This is a genomic window from Micromonospora sp. HNM0581 (assembly GCF_012726175.1).
GTDB lineage: Bacteria > Actinomycetota > Actinomycetes > Mycobacteriales > Micromonosporaceae > Micromonospora.
Window position 1 is genome coordinate 170,944 of the sequence record NZ_JAASAD010000005.1, and the last position, 15,385, is coordinate 186,328.

Sequence of the window (15,385 nt, forward strand, 5' to 3'; positions counted from 1 at the left end):
CCTCCCCGCCTGACAGCCCCGCCCGGCACCGCTGCCGGTCATCTGGTCGAGTGCCTCAGGAACTCCGCGGAACGGGTTGTTCCGGGTGCCGCAACCGCATGATCGGGGCGGGGCGGGTGGGGCGGGATGGGGGTGGGATAGTGAGCGGTTGTGGCTAGGTATGGGGTGTTGAGTCTGCCGTCGGGTAACCGGGTGTACTCGGGAGCGGCGGTGGAACTGACCCGGGCGGAGCTGTCGATTTTTGGCGACGCGGTGCTGGGCGGGCGCATCGGCGACGTGGCGACCGCGACGATCGGCGGGGCGCGCTACGTGACGTTCGACGCCGACGGTGGCCTGAGTGAGCGGGACGCGGCGCTGCTCGGCAACCTCTCCGGCGCGTACGCGATCTTCGAGTTCGTCGGTGACCTGCTACGGCCGGTGCCGGTGACCCGGTTGGACCGCTTCGACGACGACCTGCTCACCATCCAGAAGTACCCGGGCAAGACCAACGAGCAGTTCACCAAGCTGCTGCTCAACGTCACGCTGCTCGCCTCGGACGGAGCCGGTGACCTGCTGACCCGGCGGTTCCGGGTACTCGATCCGCTGTGCGGCCGGGGTACCACCCTCAACCAGGCGATGATGTACGGCTTCGACGCCGCCGGCCTGGATCGCGAGAGCAAGGACTTCGAGGCGTACCAGACGTTCCTGAGTACCTGGCTCAAACGCAAACGGATCAAGCACCGGGTGTTGGAGTCCGGGCCGATCCGGCGGGAGCGTAAAGTGGTCGGCCGGCGACTGCGGGTGGAGGTCGCCGCCTCGAAGGAGGCACACAAGGCCGGCGACACGCAGTCGGTGGACGTGGTGAACGCCGACACCACCCGGGTCGGTGAGTTCTTCCGCCCAGAGACCATCGACGTGGTGGTGGCCGACGCTCCGTACGGCGTGCAGCACGGCAGCCGTACCGCCGAGAACGGACTGGCCCGCGACCCGCTGGCCCTGCTCACCGCCGCCGTGCCCGGGTGGGTGCGGGTGCTGCGTCCCGGTGGCGCACTGGGCATTTCGTGGAACACCAATGTGGCCCGGCGTGAGGCCGCCGTCGAACGCCTGACCGCAGCCGGCCTCACTGTCCTGGACGCCGGTCCGTGGCGGGCCCTCTCCCACCGCGTCGACCAAGCCATCGTCCGCGACGTCCTGGTGGCCCACAAACCCCACTGACCACCCCACCCCACCCTGCACCCCCACCCTCCTTGTTGATCATGAGGTTGACGGCGATGTTGATCTCCATGATGCCGCTAACCTCATGATCAACAGGGGTGCCGGGGGTGGGTGGGGAGGGGGTTAGCGGGGGGTGGGGGTGAAGGCGGTGAGGAAGCGGTCGCGGAACTCGTTCATCGGCCAGACCGGCGCGTTCGGGTCCGGGGTGAGACCGTCCTGCCAGCCCCAGTCGTCGATCTGTCGCAGCACCGCCGGGTCCTTGGCCACGATGTGGATCGGCACGTCGTGGCTCGGGTTCTCGCCGGTCACCACCGGCGCCGGCTGATGGTCACCGACGAAGACCAGCACCGTGTCGTCGTTGCCGTACCGCTCCACGTAGGAGACGAGGGTACGCAGGGCGTAGCTGACCGAGTGACGGTAACCGGTACGGGCCTGCGCCGTCGGTGTGCCGATGATGCCCCGCCGAAAGACCTCACCGTCGTCGATGGTGTCCCAGTCGACGAGCGAGGGCACCTTCGTCCAGGGGGAGTGGCTGGAGACGAGGGCCAACTCGGCCATGACCGGTCGGGCCGGCTGCCCAGCCAGTTCCCGCTGGTGGAAGCGATGGATGGCGAACTGGTCAGGCATCGGGGCGAAAGCGAACTTGGGGCCCTGGTATTCCAGGTCGGGGCCGCTGTAGAACTGCTCGTAGCCGTAGAACGCCCCCTCCGGCCAGGGCTGGTTCACCGCCGGCATCACACCGACCGTACGCCAGGAGGCGCGCCGGAACGCGTCACCGAGAGTGAGCCGGTCCGTGGCCAGGAGGTTCCGGTAGCGCTGGTTGTTGTCCACCCACAGCCCGGACAACAGGGTGGCGTGCGCCAACCAGCTGGCACCGCCGACGGTCGGCGAGGTGAGGAAGCCGCTGCGGGTGGCGAACCCGGCCGAGGCCAGCTGGTCGGCGCTCTCGTCGAGCAGCCGGGGAATGGAGGCGAAATCGGGATCGGTGACCGCGTCGCGGCCGTAGCTCTCCACGAAGGCGATGAGTACGTTCTTCCCGCGTAGCCCGGTGAGCAGTTGGTCGCCGGGCACGTCCCGGAACGGGTCGACCCCCACCTCGGTGGCGAACGCCTGCCGGTCGTAGATCCGATCCCGTACCTCGGCGGCGTGTTCCTGCACGAGGATGGTGGCGTTGGTGTCGGCCATCGGCATGGCCGGCACGATCCGCGCCCCGAAGCCGGCGAGCACCGCCCAGACCACCACGAGCGCGGTGACCGCACGCGTGCTGCCGGACCGGTGCCGGGTCAACGATCCGGACACCCGCACCGCGGACAGGGCGGTCAGCACCGGCACGGCCAGCAGCAGTACCCCGAACCCGAGCGCGAGGGCGATCGCGCCGGGACGCCCGATCGACTCGGCCACGAAGGTGAACGCCTCGTCGAGCAGTGACCAGTCCAACACCAGGTCGAACGGGCGGCCCAGCGACGAGTAGAAGCCCAGGTCGCCGACCTTCACCACGGCGACGAGCCCGAGCAGCCCACCGGCCAGCGTGGCGACCAACCGCCGGGGCCGACCGGGTAGCGCGAGTAGCAGCGCGGCCACCAGCAGTGCCTCCAACGGGATCCGCAGGAACGCGCCGGCCTCCAGCTGCCACGGTCGGTTGGGCAGGGTGAAGGCGACGAACAGCAGCACCGCGGCGAGCGTCGTGACCGCCCGCGAAACTATCCGTCTCCGTCGGGTGGCACGCTCACTCGGGGACCCGCCGTCGCCCGCGGGTGTCCCGGTCTCGCCTTCGCCGGTCTCGCGCCCGCCGGTCTCGGTCTCGTCGGTGTCGATCTCGGTCTCGTCGCTCCTGGTCACGTCCGCGGAGTCGTCGGGCGTAGGACCGATCTCGGACGGTCCCGCCTCGGCGTGGGAGCCGTGCGGGCCGGTGGCCCGGCTCGGGGTCTGGTCGGCGTGGGGCGTGGACGCCGGGCGGACTATCGACAAGTGGTTCTCCGGGATCAGCGCAGCGACAGGACGGGGCTGGCGGACAGGTCGCGCTCGTCGACTCGTTCCGCCCGCCGCCTACCGATCGGCACCGACGGTACGGTCGGTGCCGCCGGCACCACCAGGGCCGGCACGGTCCGGACCTGCCGGTGCCGCCACAGCCAGCTGACGTCCCGGCCGAACGACTCGACGAGCAGGCCCAACGCGGTCAGCAGCATGATCGTGGTCAGCATCCCGGGCAGCACCTGGGCGGCGGCGACCGCGAGCATGACTCCCTGGACCGCGGCGACCACCTTACGCCAGTACCGAGGTGGCAGCTGCGCGTCCACCCAGGGCAGCACCCAGCCGGAGACCAGGAAGACGTACCGCATCAGGCCGATGGCGAGCACCCAGGCACCGACCGCGGGTGCGACGTAGAGGCTCAGCCCCAGCACCAGGAACGAGTCGACCTCCATGTCGAAACGGGCACCGAGGGCACTCGTCGTGCCGGTGCGGCGGGCCACCTTGCCGTCGACCGCGTCGAGAGCCAGCGCCACCGCCGTCATCGCCACCAGCAGCGCCACCGGCGCGGGGCGACCGCCGATCAGCGCGTCGGCGATCAGCGCGGTCACCGCACCGACAAGCACCCCACGACCCATCGTCACCCAGTCGGCCGGACCCAGTCGGACCGAACCCGCGTGACGCAGCCCACGCACGAGTGCCACGCAGGTCACCGCCCCGTACGCCAGGCCCGCCACCCAGCCCGTGACACCGAGACCGACCGTCGCGGCAAGGAACGCCAGCAGGAGGATCTGGACGTTCAGCCCGATTTGCGGACCAGTTCGAACTGTGGACACCGTGCCTCCGTGTTTATGATCGACGACCCCTGACAGGGAACTACGGAAAATACGACGGATCGGTTCGGTCTGGACGCAGGTAGGGAGAGAAACCGGTGACGCGTACCGCCCTCGCCTTCTGGCTCCAGACCCCCGGCGTGGGCGAGATCCGTCCGGTGCAGCTGCGGGAACCGAGCGTCGACGAGGTCCTGGTGCGTAGCCGCTACTCCGGGGTAAGCCGGGGTACCGAGACGCTCGTGTTCACCGGTGGCGTGCCGGCCAGCCAGTATGCCGCGATGCGCGCCCCGTTCCAGGAGGGGGACTTCCCGGGCCCGGTCAAGTACGGCTACCTCAGCGTCGGCGAGGTCGAGCAAGGCCCGGCGCACCTGCTCGGGCGTACGGTGTTCTGCCTGCACCCGCACCAGAGCGCGTACGTGGTGCCGGCGGACGCGGTCACCGTCGTACCGGCGGCCGTACCGGCGGCCCGTGCGGTACTGGCCGGCACGGTGGAGACCGCCGTCAACGCGCTGTGGGACGCCCCGCCCCTGGTCGGCGACCGGGTGAGCGTGGTCGGCGGCGGCATGGTCGGCTGCGCGGTGGCCGCTCTGCTGGCCCGTTTCCCCGGGGTGCGGGTGGAGCTTGTCGACACCGATCCGGCCCGTGCCGAGGTGGCCGCCGCGCTGGGTGTCGCCTTCGTCACTCCCGGGACCGCCAGCGACGGCCGGGACCTGGTGGTGCACGCCAGCGCCAGCGCCGAAGGTCTACAACGTGGCCTGGACCTGCTCGCGCCGGAAGGCACCCTGCTCGAACTGAGCTGGTACGGTGACCGGCCGGTGCAGCTGTCTCTCGGTGGCGCGTTCCACGCCGGACGGCTGACCATCCGTAGCAGCCAGGTCGGCATGGTCGCCCCGGCGCGGCGCGGCAGTCGCAGCTACGCCGACCGGATGGCGCTCGCCCTGGACCTGCTCGCCGATCCGGCGTTCGACGCGCTGATCACCGGCCGTTCGCCGTTCGTGGAACTGCCCGACGTACTCGCCCGACTCAGCGGGGGCGACCTGCCCGCGCTGTGCCATCTCATCACCTACGACGGGGAGTGAACCGTGTTCAGCGTCACCGTCCGTGACCACATCATGATCGCCCACAGCTTTCGTGGTGAGGTCTTCGGCCCTGCCCAACGGCTACACGGCGCGACCTTCGTGGTCGACGCCACCTTCCGCCGCCCGGACCTCGACGACGACAGCATCGTCGTCGACATCGGGCTGGCTACCGACCAGCTCAAGGCGGTGCTCGGCGAGCTGAACTACCGCAACCTCGACGAGGAACCGGCGTTCGCCGAGCAGAACACCACCACCGAGGTGCTGGCCCGCACCATCGCCGACCGGCTCGCCGACCGGGTGGCCACCGGCCAGCTCGGTGACGGTGCCCGGGGCCTGACCGCAATCACCGTCACCCTGCACGAGTCGCACGTGGCCTGGGCCAGCTACGAGCGGGCGTTGCCCGGACCGACCACCACCGCCGGTGCGGGTGCCGCCTGACGTGCCGACCCTGCACGTGATCCTGCCGGGCGACATCGACGACCCTGCGTCACCAAGCGGCGGCAACGGCTACGACCGGCGGATCTGCGCCGGGCTCGCCGCCGCCGGCTGGGCGGTCCACGAGTATGCCGTGACCGGCGACTGGCCGCACCCGGCCCCGACGGCTCGGGCGGTGCTGGCCGGCGTGCTGGCCTCGCTGCCGGACGGCGCGCTGGTGCTCGTCGACGGACTGGTCGCCTCGGTGGTGCCGGAGGTCCTCGCCGCCCATTCCGGGCGGCTGCGGCTGGTCGCGCTGGTGCACCTGCCCCGGGACGACGACACCGAGGCCACGGCGCTCGCCGAGGTCACCGCCGTGGTGGCCACCAGTTCCTGGACCCGCGACACGCTGCTGCGGCGGTACGCGCTGCCCGCCGGCCGGGTGTACGTGGCGCCGCCCGGGGTGGACCCGGCATCACCGGCATCCGCTTCGGTGACCGGCTCGGCCCTGCTGTGCGTCGCGGCGGTCGCCCGGCACAAGGGGCACGACGTGCTGGTCGAGGCGCTCACCATGCTGACCGACCGGCGGTGGACCCTGACCTGTGTCGGACCCCTGCACCGGGAACCGGAGTTCGTCGACCGGCTGCGGGCGCGGATCGACGCCGGTCGGCTCGGCGAGCGCGTCCAGCTGGTCGGGCCGTTGTCCGGTGACCGTCTCGACGCCGCGTACGCCGGCGCCGACCTGCTGGTGCACCCGTCGCGCGGTGAGACGTACGGCATGGTGGTCACCGAGGCGTTGGCCCGCGGCGTGCCGGTGCTCACCACCGCCGTCGGTGGGCTTCCCGACACTCTGGGGCATACCGTGGGGGGCGACCGGCCGGGGTTGCTGGTGCCTGCCGACGACCCGGCAGCGCTCGCCGCGGAGCTGCGCCGTTGGCTCGACGACGCGACCCTGCGTGCGCATCTGCGGCAGGCCGCCGTCACGCGACGTGACACCCTCGCCGACTGGAGCGGCACCGTCACCCGGATCATCACCGCCCTCAAGGAGGCGTCGGCATGAGCATCGAACTCCCGCCGGACTTCGCGCAGTGGCTCGCCCTGCGGGAACCCGCCGACGTGGCGGCCCGGTCCACCGACCTGGTCGACACGTTGCGGGTGGCGCTGCCCGACCGTCGCCCCGTCGTGGTGCACGACCTCGGCGCCGGGACCGGCTCGTTGGGGCGGTGGTTGGCCCCGTTGCTGCCCGGCGCCCAGCACTGGATCCTGTACGACCAGGATCCCGATCTGCTGGCCCGGGCCCGTGCCGGTATGCCGGCCGTCGCCGCCGACGGCGCGCCGGTCACCGTCGAGACGCGTGTGGGTGACCTGACCCGGCTGACCAACACCGACCTGACCGACGCCGCCCTGGTCACCGCCTCGGCCCTGCTCGACATGCTGACCGCCGTGGAACTCGACCGCCTGGTCACCGTCTGCGCGGAGGCCGGCTGCCCGACGCTGTTTCTCGTCTCGGTGACCGGCACCGTACGGTTGACTCCGGCCGATCCCCTCGACGACGAGATCGCCGCCGCTTTCAACGCCCACCAGCGGCGCAGCGTCGGCGGTCGCCGGCTGCTCGGGCCGGACGCCGTCGAGGCCTGCGCCGCCGCCTTCGCCCGGTACGGCTTGGACGTGCACCTGCGGCCGAGTCCGTGGGTGCTCGGGTCGGATCAGGCGGCCCTGGCGGGGGAGTGGTTCACCGGCTGGCTCGACGCGGCCCGTGAGCAATGCCCCGACCTGACCGACCGCACCGGCGGCTACGAACGACGTCGGCGGGCGGAGGCTGAAACCGGTCGGCTCGGGGTAATTGTCGATCACGTCGACCTGCTGGCGCTGCACCGTTGAACCGGCAGCCGGCCAGCTACGTGCGTACAGTCAGGAAGATCGTGAAGATCGTTACGCCGGGGAGGTACGAGTGGGGGACGAGGCGGGCGGTGCCGTGCCCACGGTGACCCCGGCGCGCCGATCGTTGTGGGGCTGGGCCCGACTGGCGTTCGGACTGGCCGTTCTCGTCGGGCTGCTCGGCTGGCTCGGCACCGGGCCGTTCCTGGCCGGGCTCCGGCTGATCGACGCGCCTGCGCTGGCCGCCGCCCTCGCCATTGGTGTCCTCACCACCGTCTGCGCCGCATGGCGGTGGAGCCTCGTCGCCGGTGGCCTCGGCGTCCGCCTGCCACTGCGGGAGGCGGTCGCGCACTGCTACCGGGCGATCTTCCTCAACGCGACCCTGCCGGGCGGGATCCTCGGCGACGTGCACCGCGCGGTGCGGCACGGCCGTGACGTCGGTGACGTCGGACGCGGCATCCGGGCGGTGGTGTGGGAACGGATGGCCGGGCAGGCGGTGCTGATCGGAGTCGCGGTGGTGCTGCTGTCCGCCTTCCCGTCACCGGTGCGCCCGTTCCTTCCGGTGGCCACCGCGGTGGTGGTGGCGGCGCTGGTCACCGTGGTGCTTGCCGCACGGCTGCTGCCCCAGTCCGGCGCCTCCCGGTGGACCCGCGCGTTGGGTACCGCGGTCTCGGACGTGCGTTCCGGGCTGCTCGCCCGGCGTACCTGGGCCGGGGTGCTGCTCGCCTCCGCGCTCGCGGTCGTCGGGCACCTCGCGACCTTCCTGGTAGCGGCACGCACGGCGGGTTCCACTGCCCCGCTGAGCCTGCTGGTGCCGCTGACCCTGCTTGCCCTGCTCGCGATGGGGGTGCCGGCGAACGTCGCCGGCTTCGGCCCCCGCGAGGGGGTGGCGGCGTGGGCGTTCGCCGCCGCCGGCCTGACCGCCGCCGAGGGGGTTGCCACCGCGACGGTGTACGGCGCCCTGGTGCTTGTCGCGAGCCTGCCCGGAGCCGCGGTGCTGCTGGCCCGACGTGTCCGTGTACCCGCCACCGTATGACGAGGAGACCCATGTCCGAATCACTGCCTGTCGCCACCATCCGGACACAGGTCACGGTGCCGCTGCGGTTTCCCGACGGCTACGCCACCACGGCCCGGCTGTTCACCTTCGACGGCCTGGTCGACGGTCGGGAGCATCTCGCTTTCGCCCTCGGCGTCACCGACGCGGCGGAACGCGGCGGTGACGTGCCACTGGTCCGGCCACACAGCGAATGTCTCACCGGTGACGTGTTCGGCAGCCAGCGCTGCGACTGCGGACCACAGTTGCGGGAGGCGGTGCAGCGCATCGCCGACGTCGGTGGGTACCTGCTGTACCTGCGCCAGGAAGGCCGGGGTATCGGGCTGTACGCCAAGCTCGACGCGTACGCGTTGCAGGACGCGGGGCTGGACACCTTCGAGGCCAACGTCGCGCTCGGTCACGCCGAGGACGAACGTGACTACACCGTGGCGGCGCAGATGCTCGCCGCGCTCGGTGTCGGCCCGTTCGCGGTGTTGAGTAACAACCCAGAGAAGACCGAGCAGTTGGGGCGGCTGGGGCTGACCGTGACCGAGCAGGTGCCCACCGGGGTGTTCCTGTCCCCGGCCAACGCCGACTACCTCGCGGCGAAGGCGAGCCGGGCGGCCCGCGCCACCGACCTTCCCTTCGTCCGGTGACCGGTCCGCTCGCAGCGGCCAGGCCGTACGTACTGCTCAGCTGCGCCACCTCGATCGACGGTTACATCGACGACGCCACCGACGAGCGGCTGATGCTGTCGAACGACGCGGATCTCGATCGGGTCGACGAGGTCCGCGCCGGCTGCGACGCGATCCTGGTCGGCGCCGGCACCGTCCGCCGGGACGACCCACGGTTGCTGGTCCGGTGCGAACGGCGCCAAGCGGAGCGGGTCGCCCGCGGTCTGCCGGCGTCGCCGATCCGGGTGACCCTGACCGGTTGCGGCGACCTGGGGCCGGACGCCCAGCTGTTCACCGTCGGCGACACCGAGCGGATCGTCTACAGTTCCAGCGGGGCGGTCGAGAAGACCCGGCACCGGCTGGGTGAGCTGGCGAGCGTGGTCGACGCCGGTGATCCGGTCGACTTGGCGCGGATACTCGCCGACCTCGCCGGGCGGGGTGTCGGTCGGCTGCTGGTCGAGGGCGGTGCGGGTGTGCACGGTCAGTTCCTCGCAGCCGGTCTCGCCGACGAGTTGCACCTGGTGGTGGCGCCGTTCTTCGTGGGGGACCGGAGGGCGCCACGGTTCGTCGGTGAGGGTCGTTTCCCGTGGCATCCGGGTCGACGGGCGAAGGTGGTCCAGGCGCGCCAGATCGGTGACGTGGTGCTCATCCGCTACGCGCTGTCCGAACGCTGCGACCTGGCTTGAGTACCGCCGTCCCGGCCCGGGAGAAGGGGCTGGGTGGCGCGGTCGAGGAACATCAGCCGGGCGCGTTTGTCGGGCAGGTCGACCAGCGGGCCGTCGACGAAACCGGTTCGTCGCAGCCGGTTGATCGCCTTGTCGTTGCGGGCGTCCGGCTCCATCACCAGCCGTAGCCGGCTGCGGTCGGCGAAGACGAACGCGACGAACTCGGCCAGCAGCACCCCGGTGAAGCCGGGTTCGGGTCGTACCGGGGTGCCGATCAGCAGGTGACCACCGTGGTCGCCGGGGCGTACCGGGTAACACGTGCCGATCGGGTCGTGCTCCGGCTCGTAGGTCTGGAACAGTGCCACCGGGTGCCCGTCGCGGAGCGTGAGGTAGGCGTGGTGGGTGGAGAGCGAATCCACGTAGCGGTAGATGTCGGCGACCCGTTCCCGGTCGGCGTCGCGCATTCCCCAGAACTTGGCCCGCTCCTGGCTGACCCACGAGTGGATCACGTCGGCGTCGGCGTCCGGGTCGACCGGCCGGAACGTGACGAGACCGAACCCGGTCACGTGGCGTTCGTGGCGGTGCGGGTCAATCATGGTTCTCCTCGGTCAACCGGGCCCAGTCACAGGTGGTCTGGATCAGGTGGCCGCGTACCCACAGCGGCAGCTGATCGTCGCGGTGCGGACCGTCGCCGGTGGCGCCGAGCGGCACCACCCAGCGGCTGTCGTCGCGCCGGGCCAGGTCCCACACGTAGCGGGCCGACGGTCCGCGCAGGCACAGGTCGGTGACCCCGGGGACGCTCGAGGTGGCGAGTACACAGTCGTGGTCGCCGTCGAGCTGCGGACCCGGCGGCGCGCCCGGTTCGGGCAGTGCCCGCCACGGCGCGAGCCGGTGCCGCTCACCCCAGCGGTGGGTGTCACCGGCTGCGGCCACCTCCGTGAGGGCGTCGCGGAGCAGGGCGGCCTGGTCCAGTCCGGGTAGCTCGGCGTGCAGTAACACGGCCAGCGCGTACCCGACCCGGGACAGCAGGATCAGCCAGGGCCGGAGCACCTGCGGGTAGGCGGGTGGTTCGGCCAGGGCAGCCAGCGCGGGATGCGTGGCGAGCCGGCGCGTCACGGCGGTCCGTAGGTCGGCGAAGGCGGCGGCGTCGACACTGTCGGCGGCCATCCGCCGGTCCCAGCTCAGCAGGCGGTCGCGCAGTGTGGTGGCGGCCGGGTCGAGGCCGTCGAGTGTGGCGAGCAGCGCCAGTAGCGGTTCGGCGGCGGCCAGGTACGTGTCGGTGTGCACCGCCGCCTGTTGCTCGGCCCGCCAGTCACCGGCGGTGTCCAGCAGCTGGCGGATCCGGTCGGCCCGGTATGGTGGCGCGAACTCCACACCGAGCGGGGTGGCGATGCCCCGCGCGTTGGCCATCACCGCCACCTGGTCGACCGCGGCTCTCGGCATCGTGTGCCAGCCGTGCCAGGTGTGGCTCGCGTCCCAGCCGGGAACGACCCGCAGCCCGTTGTCCGGGTGGCGTCGGGGCACCCGGCCGGCGACCCGGTGCAGCAGCCCACCGGCCGTGTCGGCCGCGAGGACCACGTTGACCGGCTCGACCCAGCGGTCGAGTGCCGTGTCGATGTCGTCGACGGTGCGTGCCCGCAGCAGTGCCGGTAGGGCACTGAAGCCCAGCTCACCGAGGACGCGGGGCGGATACCGCAGGCTGACCGTGACGTCGGGGTCGTCGTCGGGCCCACCGGAGATCAGTGGACCCCGGTCGGTTTCGATGACTTCGACCTCGACCGCTTCGGCGCCGGCGACCTCGATGGTCTCGACCTGTCGTTGCGTGGGCCGCCACCCGTCCGGCCCGTACGCCTCGACCAGGTCGCCCTGGCGGCGTAGCCGCTCGGCGTACCCGTCCTGGTAGTCGGCCATCGCGTTGGTGATCGCCCAGGCGACGCCGCCGGTGTGTCCGAAGTGCGGGATGCCGGGAACTCCGGGTACCGCGAAGCCGAGCACGTCGTATTCCGGGCAGGCCAGGCGGATCTGCTGGTAGATGCCGGGTGCCTCGATGAACCGGTGCGGGTCACCGGCGATCAGGGCGGCGCCGGTGGCGGTGCGTTCGGCGGCGAGCAACCAACCGTTGCTGCCCGAGGTGACGTGGCTGTCGGTGGCGAACAGGTTGGCTGTCTGTGGGCCGAGCTGACGCCTCACGTGGTCGCGCCACAGTTTGGTGCCGAATCCGGCGAAGAGCACGTGGTGACCGAGCCAGATCGCCAGCGGTGTCCACGGTTGCCAGCTGCCCGGTCGAAGGCCGGTGGCGGCGAACTCCGGTGCCCGTGCCGCGCCGGCGGTCAGTGCGGCGTTCACGCCGGCGACGTAGCGCCCGACCCATTCGGCGGTGGCCGGATCGAGGGCGGCGTGGCACCGGCGGGCCGTGTCGTCGAGCCGGGCCCGCCGGGCGAAGCTGTCCCAGCCCACCGCCTCGATGCCGAGGAAGGAGGCGGAGGTGCCCTGGGAGCGGTGCCGTTCCACCTCGATCTGCCAGGCTCGGTCCAGGGCGGTGACTTCTCCTTGGGCGAAGGCCAGCGACAGGTGGTCGGCGGCGCGCAGGTGCGGAACGCCGTAGTCGTCGCGGTAGCGGCGGGCGTTCACCGCACCACCGTACCGGCTCGGACGCGGGCCGCCGGGATGACGAGCGGCGTCCCGGTCTCCGGGTCGTCGATGACCCGGCAGGGCAGGCCGAAGACCTCCTCGACCAGTTCGGCGGTGACGATCCGGCGGGGTTCACCGGCGGCCACCACACGTCCACCGCGCATCGCGATCAGGTGGGTGGCGTAGCGGGCGGCGTGGTTGAGGTCGTGCAGCACCGCGACCAGTGTGCGGCCCTGCTCCTCGTGCAGCCGCGCGCACAGGTCGAGCACCTCGATCTGGTGGGCGATGTCGAGGTACGTGGTCGGTTCGTCCAACAGCAGTAGGGGGGTCTGTTGGGCCAGCGCCATGGCCAGCCAGACCCGTTGCCGTTGGCCGCCGGAGAGTTCGTCGACCAGCCGGTCGGCGAGGTCGTCGACACCGGTGGCGGCCATCGACTCGGCGACGATCCGCTCGTCGTCGGGTGACCACTGCCGCAGCAGCCCCTGGTGTGGGTAGCGGCCCCGGGCAACCAGTTCGGCCACGGCGATGCCGTCCGGGGCTGTCGGTGACTGGGGCAGCAGCCCGAGGGTACGGGCCACGGAGCGTGCCGCGAGCCGGTGGATGTTCGTCCCGTCGAGCAGGACGGCTCCGGCGGCCGGTTTCAGCAGCCGTGACAACGCGCGCAGCAGGGTGGACTTGCCGCACGCGTTCGGCCCGATGATGACCGTGAACGAGTTGTCGGGTACGGCGACGGTCAGATTCTGGGCGACGACTCGTCGGTCGTAGGCGAGCCGTAGCCCGTCGCCACCGAGCCGGGAGGTCGACATGGTTGTTGCTCCGTTCTCGGGTGTCGTGGTCGGGGCGGGCACGGTTCTCCGGTCCGTTGCGTCGGCCTGGCGGGGTGTCACAGTCGACCCGCCCGACGTTCGGTGGCCAGTAGCCACACCAGGTAGCCGCCGCCGATCACGCCGGTCACCACGCCGACCGGTAGTTGGCCGGGGAGGGCATGCAGCGCGAGTTGGTCGGCGGCGACGGTGATCAGCGCGCCGATGGCGGCTGCCGGCAGCAGGGTGACTCCGGGGGCCCGGGTGAGCCGTCGGGCGAGGTGCGGGGCGGTGAGCGCCACGAACGGCACCGGTCCGGCGGCGGCTGCGGACAGGGCCACCAGCAGCACGGCCCCGGTGAGCAGCAGCATCCGCAGCCGGTGTACGTCCACTCCCAGTCCGCTTGCCGCGTCGTCGCCCAGCTCGGTCATCCGCAGCGCTGGGGCGCAGGCCAGCAGGGTCGGTACCAGGACCGCGAGGGCGGTCAGCAGCGGCGCGGCGTCGGACCAGCCGCGACCGTCGAGGCTGCCGGTGAGCCAGAGCATCGCCCGTGACGCGCTCATCAGCGGCACCCTGGTCAGCAGGTAGCCGTTGACGCCGGTGAGGATGGCTGACGTTCCGATGCCGACCAGGACCAGCCGGTAGCCGTGTACACCGCGCCGCCAGGCGACGAGGTAGATGAGCAGACCGGTCATGACACCGCCGAGTGCCGCGGAGCCGGACAGGGCGGCGCTGCTGCCGCCGACGGCGACCACGACGAGCGCCCCGGTCGCCGCGCCCTGGGTGAAGCCGAGCATGTCGGGGCTGCCGAGCGGGTTACGGACCAGCGCCTGGAAAACCGCACCGGCCAGGCCGAGGGCGGTACCCACGGCCAGGCCGGTGACCAGTCTGGGTAGCCGCAACTGGGTGACGATGAACTCTTCGGCGGCGGTGCCACCGCCGGTGAGCGTGCGCAGGACGTCGGCTGGTGACATCGGATAGTCGCCGTGTCCGATGGCCAGCACGCCGACGCCTGTGGTGAGCAGGACGCAGGCTGTGCCGACGGCGAGGACGCGGGGGTGCAGGCGGCCGGAGAGCCGGCCGCGAACACGGATCACGATCATGAGCGGGCCGTCCTTCTCCTGGTGACGAGGGACAGGAACAGTGGGCCGCCGACGATTGCGGTGATCAGGCCGACTTGAAGTTCACCGGGTCGGCCGAGGACCCGGCCGAGCACGTCGGAGCCGAGCAGGAGCACCGGGGCGAGCAGTGCGCAGTAGGGCATCATCCAGCGCAGGTCGGGGCCGGTGAGGGCGCGGACCAGGTGCGGCACGAGCAGTCCTACGAAGACGATCGGCCCGCAGGCGGCGGTGGCGGCGCCGCAGAGCAGCGTGATGGCGATGATCGCAGCGGCCCGGGTCACGGCCGGCCGGGCCCCCAGGGCATGCGCGGCGTCGTCGCCGAGGGCGAGCGCGTTGAGCGGCCGGGCGGTGGCCAGCGCGACCAGCAGTCCGACGGCGATGAACGGGGTGACCCGCAGCGCCGTGCCGGTGTCGGCGCTGGCCAGCGACCCGACTGTCCAGAAGCGGAGCCGTTCCAGCCCGGCCGAGTCGAGCAGCATCAGCGCGCTGACGTACGAGTAGAGCGCCGCGTTGAGTGCCGCGCCGGCCAGTGCCAGGCGTGCCGGGGTGGCTGCCCGGCCACCGCCGACGGCGTACACCCCGATGGTGACGGTGGCGGCACCGATCAGGGCGAACCACACCTGCCCGGTGCCGCCACCGATGCCGAGTAGGGCGGTGGCGGTGGCGATGGCGGCGGCGGCGCCGGAGTTGATGCCGAGCAGACCGGGGTCGGCCAGCGGGTTGCGGGTGAGGGCTTGCATGGCGGCGCCGGCGACGCCGAGCGCGACGCCGGCCAGCAGCCCGAGCAGCGTACGGGGTAGGCGGAGTTGCCGGACCACCACGTGTTCGGTGGCGTTGTGGTGGGTCAGGGCCTGCCACACGTCGGTGACGGGGATGGGTTTCGCGCCGACGGCGATGCTGACCACCGCGACAGTGAGCAGGGCGAGCGCGGCGGCCAGGAGGCCGCTGGCGCGTAGGGCTGTCCGGTGGTGCGTGGTTGCCTTCGCGTCGTGCGGCGTGACACGTTGTGGCGTATCGATGACGGACAGGGCGGACTCCAGTGTGGTGCGAAACGCCGTCAGGACTTGACAGGAGCCGAGTCTAAGCGGGAGG

The 15,385-nt window shown here is 71.8% G+C and carries 14 protein-coding genes and 1 pseudogene; 8 read left to right on the forward strand and 7 right to left on the reverse strand.

The window, feature by feature from the left end; translation table 11 throughout:
• The first annotated feature begins 165 nt into the window (after positions 1 to 165).
• Positions 166 to 1,194 (forward strand): SAM-dependent methyltransferase, encoded by a 1,029-nt coding sequence (locus HCA58_RS09400; RefSeq protein WP_346775937.1) that lies wholly within the window; start codon positions 166 to 168, stop codon positions 1,192 to 1,194.
• A 123-nt stretch (positions 1,195 to 1,317) separates the two neighbouring features.
• On the opposite strand, the gene HCA58_RS09405 is transcribed toward HCA58_RS09400, so the two are convergent.
• Together HCA58_RS09405 and HCA58_RS09410 are read right to left on the reverse strand one after the other, a co-directional pair.
• Entirely contained in the window at positions 1,318 to 3,162 is a 1,845-nt protein-coding gene (locus tag HCA58_RS09405; protein WP_205808129.1) for a sulfatase-like hydrolase/transferase, read from the reverse strand.
• Positions 3,163 to 3,308: 146 nt separating this feature from the next.
• A pseudogene (locus HCA58_RS09410) lies at positions 3,309 to 3,998 on the reverse strand (CDP-alcohol phosphatidyltransferase family protein); the annotation flags it as partial.
• A 95-nt stretch (positions 3,999 to 4,093) separates the two neighbouring features.
• Here HCA58_RS09410 and HCA58_RS09415 point away from each other — a divergent pair.
• The 7 genes from HCA58_RS09415 (at position 4,094) to HCA58_RS09445 (ending at position 9,759) form a co-directional block, all read left to right on the forward strand.
• A complete protein-coding gene (locus tag HCA58_RS09415) occupies positions 4,094 to 5,074 on the forward strand; it encodes a zinc-binding alcohol dehydrogenase (RefSeq protein WP_169597387.1) in 981 nt (326 codons plus the stop codon).
• Positions 5,075 to 5,077: 3 nt separating this feature from the next.
• Positions 5,078 to 5,512, forward strand: a complete 435-nt coding sequence (locus HCA58_RS09420) for a 6-carboxytetrahydropterin synthase (RefSeq protein ID WP_169597388.1) — start codon at positions 5,078 to 5,080, stop codon at positions 5,510 to 5,512.
• Positions 5,502 to 6,548, forward strand: a complete 1,047-nt coding sequence (locus tag HCA58_RS09425) for a glycosyltransferase family 4 protein (RefSeq protein ID WP_346775938.1) — start codon at positions 5,502 to 5,504, stop codon at positions 6,546 to 6,548. Before HCA58_RS09420 ends, HCA58_RS09425 begins: the two co-directional genes overlap by 11 nt.
• Positions 6,545 to 7,369, forward strand: coding sequence for a class I SAM-dependent methyltransferase (locus HCA58_RS09430; protein WP_169597389.1), 825 nt, complete (start codon positions 6,545 to 6,547; stop codon positions 7,367 to 7,369). Before HCA58_RS09425 ends, HCA58_RS09430 begins: the two co-directional genes overlap by 4 nt.
• 94 nt (positions 7,370 to 7,463) lie before the next feature.
• Entirely contained in the window at positions 7,464 to 8,402 is a 939-nt protein-coding gene (locus HCA58_RS09435) for a lysylphosphatidylglycerol synthase domain-containing protein (protein ID WP_169597477.1), read from the forward strand.
• Between the two features lie 11 nt (positions 8,403 to 8,413).
• Positions 8,414 to 9,055: a GTP cyclohydrolase II gene (gene ribA / locus HCA58_RS09440; RefSeq protein ID WP_169597390.1), complete on the forward strand. Its 642-nt coding sequence runs from the start codon at positions 8,414 to 8,416 to the stop codon at positions 9,053 to 9,055.
• The gene (locus HCA58_RS09445) at positions 9,052 to 9,759 is read left to right on the forward strand and encodes a dihydrofolate reductase family protein (protein WP_169597391.1); all 708 of its coding nucleotides are present in this window, start codon (positions 9,052 to 9,054) and stop codon (positions 9,757 to 9,759) included. The genes ribA and HCA58_RS09445 overlap by 4 nt, the downstream gene beginning before the upstream one ends.
• Here HCA58_RS09445 and HCA58_RS09450 read toward each other — a convergent pair.
• From HCA58_RS09450 to HCA58_RS09470, 5 genes are all read right to left on the reverse strand, one after another.
• A complete protein-coding gene (locus HCA58_RS09450; protein WP_169597392.1) occupies positions 9,726 to 10,334 on the reverse strand; it encodes a GNAT family N-acetyltransferase in 609 nt (202 codons plus the stop codon). The two genes, HCA58_RS09445 and HCA58_RS09450, sit on opposite strands and share 34 nt — an antisense overlap.
• On the reverse strand, positions 10,327 to 12,369 hold the full coding sequence (locus tag HCA58_RS09455) for a penicillin acylase family protein (RefSeq protein WP_169597393.1): 2,043 nt from the start codon (positions 12,367 to 12,369) through the stop codon (positions 10,327 to 10,329). The genes HCA58_RS09450 and HCA58_RS09455 overlap by 8 nt, the downstream gene beginning before the upstream one ends.
• Positions 12,366 to 13,175: an ABC transporter ATP-binding protein gene (locus HCA58_RS09460; protein ID WP_169597394.1), complete on the reverse strand. Its 810-nt coding sequence runs from the start codon at positions 13,173 to 13,175 to the stop codon at positions 12,366 to 12,368. The genes HCA58_RS09455 and HCA58_RS09460 overlap by 4 nt, the downstream gene beginning before the upstream one ends.
• 77 nt (positions 13,176 to 13,252) lie before the next feature.
• The gene (locus HCA58_RS09465) at positions 13,253 to 14,275 is read right to left on the reverse strand and encodes an iron chelate uptake ABC transporter family permease subunit (protein WP_169597395.1); all 1,023 of its coding nucleotides are present in this window, start codon (positions 14,273 to 14,275) and stop codon (positions 13,253 to 13,255) included.
• Positions 14,272 to 15,231, reverse strand: coding sequence for an iron chelate uptake ABC transporter family permease subunit (locus HCA58_RS09470; RefSeq protein ID WP_240955886.1), 960 nt, complete (start codon positions 15,229 to 15,231; stop codon positions 14,272 to 14,274). The genes HCA58_RS09465 and HCA58_RS09470 overlap by 4 nt, the downstream gene beginning before the upstream one ends.
• Positions 15,232 to 15,385 lie beyond the last annotated feature (154 nt).